Consider the following 4,690-nt stretch of genomic DNA (forward strand, 5'->3'; position numbering starts at 1 on the left):
CCTTCCAACTCATACCCACAGTCATTTTTGCAGAGGCATGTAAATACGATTGGAGGGCAGGCCAAATATAAGCTCCAAACTGATGTAACGAATCAACTCGATAGAGCTTGAGCATCCCCAAACGTTGACTATCAAGCGCACGAAAGCCCTCGAGAGCTGCAAAATAAGTCGCGGGCAATACGACGAGCAAAACACAGCACAGGCTCACCCAAGACGTGCCAAACCAAATAAGCAACATGACCACAATGCAGACCACAGGCGTACTTTTGATAGCAAGCAATGCTGGACGCAAGAAAATCTCGAGTGTGGTGTGGCGCCATGCGCTATAGGCAAGCAAAAGTGCCATGACATAAGCCAGCACAAAGCCGCCAGCGATACGTAAAAACGACCACAATACCGTAGTAGCTACTTCACCATTCACAAAAAGCCGTACTATAGCCTGAAAAGTTTGTAGTGGTCCTGCAAGAAGCAGATCTATTCCTACCGCTAGGGCCGCAAGCTGCCAAATACACAGCCAGACCACAACGGCCACTACTATCTGCAGTAGTCTTGAATTACGCCCTATATATCTGACCTGCTTTTTCACAGCGCAGCTAGTCAATGAGGTAGAAATCATCTTGCGGCAGCTGGCCACCCACTGACTTGGGATTTGCCTCAAAAAGCACTTTGAGATAGCCCTCAAGAGATTCTCGCATTTGATTGCCAGCCAAGTACACAAGGTTGCAATGGGGAATAGCCTTGGTGGCAATGGGTGCAGCATCAACGATGCCCAAGTCGACAATCACTTGACCATAGGTCTTCGGATCAGCAGTTACTTCATGTACCGAGTCTTCGTGGTCATACAAGAACTGCTCAACAAGCTTACGGTGCTGCGTGAAAAACTCACTACGTACAACTGTCACACCAGTAACGAGTTCACTATCATCATCTACCTCAGCTCCCCACTCTTTTGTCAGGTCCAATACACGATGAAGCGACTCATTTTTTGTCAATGCTGCAGTCACAAAGGGTTCAGGAAGAACACCGGCAGCAGTCGGGTCTTTGGCAAGTGAGGCAATAGTCTCAGTCGGCTCGCTTACATACTGGATAGTCACCTGATCTGCCACGCCTGCGCTTGCAAGCAAAAACTGCGTAACATAGTCAGGAGTTGTACCTTGATTGGGCACATAAAGTGTGCGACCAGCAAGGTCTTCCAACTGCAAAATCCCGCCATCTGCGCTCACTATATAAAGGACACCCAAGGTGTTGATATCAATAACGCGCACACCACCTTTGGTTTTGTTGTAGGCAATAGCAGCAACATTTGCCGGAAGACAAGCAATATCAACATCGCCTTTTACCAACAGGGGTAATACCTCATCAGCGGGATTGGTATACATTTTGAACTCATAGGAATGCTCGGATTTTCCATCCTGCACATCTTTTTGCAACTTTGCTAAGCCCATGGAAGTTGGACCCTTAAGTGTGGCTACGCGTACAGCAAGCTCACTCGATTGAGATGCTGCCTCGGCACTTCCGGCAGGCGTTTTTACTTGATTGGAACACGCAGAAAGTACTGCTCCGACGCTCATTCCTCCTGCGATAGCAATAAAATCCCTACGTGAAAACGTATGCATGGTAATCCCTTCAACGCACGTTGGTATTTATGTGACGCTTGTACATAAGCTATGGTAGCGCACTATCAAATGAGCTCCTGCATTTAAACCTACAGGAGCTCAGAATTTTTTCTTTTATGTCAAAAATCACGCAATGCTAGGAGGCAATACTATGAGGACCTGCTGCAATAATTTCGGGATCCATATCGGGGAAGCGTTCGCTCTGATTGTTGACAAACATAGCTGCCAACTTGTCAGCCTGCTTGTCGTATGCTTCAGGATCAGACCAAGTCCGACGTGGATCCAAAATTCGATCGGGCACACCAGGCACAGAGGTAGGTATATCAAGGTTAAAGCGCTCGTCATGACGCCAACGCTGTTTGAGACCACGCTGCCTCTCAAGCACACCAGATAAAGCTGCCGTCACCATCTGGCGCGTATAGGTAAGACTAATGCGCTCTCCTGTGCCATAGGGACCTCCAGTCCAGCCAGTATTAATAAGATAGACACGAGTGCCCATCTCCTTCATACGCTCACCAAACATACGGGCATAAATAAGAGGATCAAGCGGCATAAAGGGTTCACCAAAAAGTGTCGAGAAAGTAGGTGTAGGCTCAATAATGCCACGCTCAGTACCTGCAACTTTGCTCGTAAAGCCCGAAACAAACTGATACATTGCACCCTCAATAGTCAGACGAGAAATCGGAGGGAGCACTCCAAAGGCATCGGCCGTAAGGAAAATAACAACATTAGGCATTCCACCAAAGCCGCCTGCAACTGCATTGGGAATGTGTTCTATAGGATAAGCAACGCGGGTATTTTCCGTAAGCGTATCGTCATAGTAATCAGGAATGCGTGTCACAGGGTCGAGGATGACATTCTCAACAACTGCACCAAAGGTAATCGCATTAAAAATTTCTGGTTCAGTCTCGGGAGAAATGCGAATAGCTTTTGCATAGCAGCCGCCCTCAAAGTTAAAGACACCCTGATCAGACCAACCATGCTCATCATCGCCAACAAGCGAACGACGTGGATCTGCGGAAAGAGTTGTCTTTCCTGTCCCAGACAGACCAAAGAAAATCGCCGTCGTATGGTCATGCGGATCAACATTACAAGAAGCATGCATAGGCAAAACGCCTTCTTCTACTGGCATGAGGTAGTTCATGGTAGAGAAGACTGCTTTCTTTATCTCTCCAGAATAAGCAGTACCTGCAACGATAATGATGTGCTCTTCAAAATTAATCAGGACACATGCCTCGGAATGCGTGCCATACTTTTCAGGATCAAGCTTGAGTTTTGGAGCACAAAGTACCACAAAATCAGCAAAACCATAAGAGCTCAGGCGCTCTTCTGCAGGGCGAATAAGCAACTGACGCGCAAAAAGCGCCTGACTTGCCATTTCGCATATTACAAGGAATTTGCGGGAGTAAATACGCATAGCCCCCGCAAGACAACGCTCAGCAAAAAGAACATCACGTGAGCTGAGATACTCACAAACCGCTGCCTTTACCTTTTGATATGCCTCATCAGAAAAAGGCATATTGACCTTACCCCAAGCAATTTTGTCATGCACATTGGGGGTATCAACAATAAAACGATCCTTCGGTGAGCGGCCTGTGTATTTACCAGTTTCTACACACAAAGCACCCGTACTGGTTAAGACGCCCTCATGTGCTTCGATTGCGCGCTCTACAAGCAACGAGGGAGATGAGTCAATGAGAAGCTGAGGGTGCGCAACGTCAACACCAACGGACATGAGCTGTGTGGCGACCCCGGACGTAGTCATTGCTGGCATAATGCCTCCTCTACACAATCTGCTTAACATCTCCTCAAACGAGGATAGACAGACATTCAATGGATACCAACGTGCAGAAAAATATTCTACGAGCAAAGTCTAGTAAATAAATCCAATTAGAATCATTATTTACACGTTGGCGACAGTTGACCACAGTTAATTCATCAGTGAAAAGCGGAGCCATTGCGCAAAAAATCTTTGAGAGGAGCGTTCGCGATGCAAATACGACCTGCTCGAATAAGCGATATACCAGCAATTATTCGTGTTTTTGATGCGGCGCGCAACTACATGTGTAGCCATGGAAATCCCCATCAATGGCCAAAAAACTATCCTGGAGAAATCGAAATTAAACGCGATCTTGCCCATGGTTCTGCTTTTGTATGTCTTGATACAGAACAAAAAGTCTGCGGATATATAGATTTTGAGGAGGGACCCGAGCCAAGCTACCACTACATTGAAGGCGCATGGCTGGACGGAGGGCCTTACCATGTAATACATCGCATAGCGACACTCAGACAGGGCCAAGGTATTGGAAGCTATCTGCTTGACTGGGCTTGCACACAAGCACAGGTAATCCGCATTGACACACACCATGACAACTACCCTATGCAGCAACTTCTTAAAAGCAGAGGTTTTAGAAAGTGTGGTGTCATTTATCTCGAAACCGGCGATGCACGTCTCGCGTTTGAACTCACGCAAGCATAAAAATAGCCGGGAGCGCAAAGCTTCCGGCTATCAGTCCCTAGGTGTTAAAACCGCTTAACCAAGCAATTCCTTAACATCGAGCGCAATCATATACTCTTCATCGGTGGGGACAATGAGAACACGAATCTTGGAGTCAGCAGCAGAAATGTCACGGACCTCACTAGAACGGACGTTGTTCTTTTCCTCGTCAATCTTTACGCCCAGCCACTCAAGCTCATGGCAAACACCTGCGCGCATGGCGGATGAGTTTTCGCCAATACCCGCAGAGAAGGCCATGGTGTCAACGCCGTGCATAGCCTCTGCCATCGCGCAGAACAGCTGAGCAGTACGATAAGAAAACATGTCGAGCGCCATCTGGCAATGCTTGTCACCCTTGGCAGCACCATCTTCGATATCGCGGGAGTCAGACGACACACCAGAAACAGCAAGCAGGCCAGACTGCTTGTTCATCATATCGTCAATCTCATCAATGCTGTAACCACCCACACGCTGCAGATAAAAAACTGTAGCAGGGTCAATGGTGCCGCAACGGGTGCCCATGATGAGGCCATCAAGTGGCGTTAGACCCATTGTAGTGTCCATATCCTTGCCATCT

At 47.6% G+C, this 4,690-nt stretch carries 4 protein-coding genes and 1 pseudogene; 1 reads left to right on the forward strand and 4 read right to left on the reverse strand.

Annotated elements, in window-relative coordinates:
- The 3 genes from Q0X25_RS07155 to pckA form a co-directional block, all read right to left on the reverse strand.
- On the reverse strand, positions 1 to 532 hold a 532-nt coding region (locus Q0X25_RS07155), incomplete at its 3' end, for an ABC transporter permease (RefSeq protein WP_298580547.1).
- Between the two features lie 61 nt (positions 533 to 593).
- The gene (locus Q0X25_RS07160; protein ID WP_298580552.1) at positions 594 to 1,616 is read right to left on the reverse strand and encodes an ABC transporter substrate-binding protein; all 1,023 of its coding nucleotides are present in this window, start codon (positions 1,614 to 1,616) and stop codon (positions 594 to 596) included.
- A gap of 136 nt (positions 1,617 to 1,752) precedes the next feature.
- On the reverse strand, positions 1,753 to 3,390 hold the full coding sequence (gene pckA / locus Q0X25_RS07165) for a phosphoenolpyruvate carboxykinase (ATP) (RefSeq protein WP_367270417.1): 1,638 nt from the start codon (positions 3,388 to 3,390) through the stop codon (positions 1,753 to 1,755).
- 216 nt (positions 3,391 to 3,606) lie between these two features.
- Between pckA and Q0X25_RS07170 the strand changes: the two genes are divergently transcribed.
- Complete coding sequence (locus tag Q0X25_RS07170; protein ID WP_298580555.1) at positions 3,607 to 4,095, forward strand: GNAT family N-acetyltransferase; 489 nt, start codon at positions 3,607 to 3,609, stop codon at positions 4,093 to 4,095.
- A gap of 54 nt (positions 4,096 to 4,149) precedes the next feature.
- Here Q0X25_RS07170 and Q0X25_RS07175 read toward each other — a convergent pair.
- Positions 4,150 to 4,690, reverse strand: a pseudogene (locus Q0X25_RS07175) (acetate kinase); the annotation flags it as partial.

Origin of the sequence: uncultured Olegusella sp., assembly GCF_947253395.1 — a bacterium.
Taxonomy (GTDB): Bacteria; Actinomycetota; Coriobacteriia; order Coriobacteriales; family Atopobiaceae; genus Olegusella.

Coding starts and splice junctions, on each gene's coding strand:
- Q0X25_RS07160 (WP_298580552.1), bottom strand. CDS start 1,616: ATGCATACGTTTTCACGTAGGGATTTTATTGCTATCGCAGGAGGAATG.
- pckA (WP_367270417.1), bottom strand. CDS start 3,390: ATGCCAGCAATGACTACGTCCGGGGTCGCCACACAGCTCATGTCCGTT.
- Q0X25_RS07170 (WP_298580555.1), top strand. CDS start 3,607: ATGCAAATACGACCTGCTCGAATAAGCGATATACCAGCAATTATTCGT.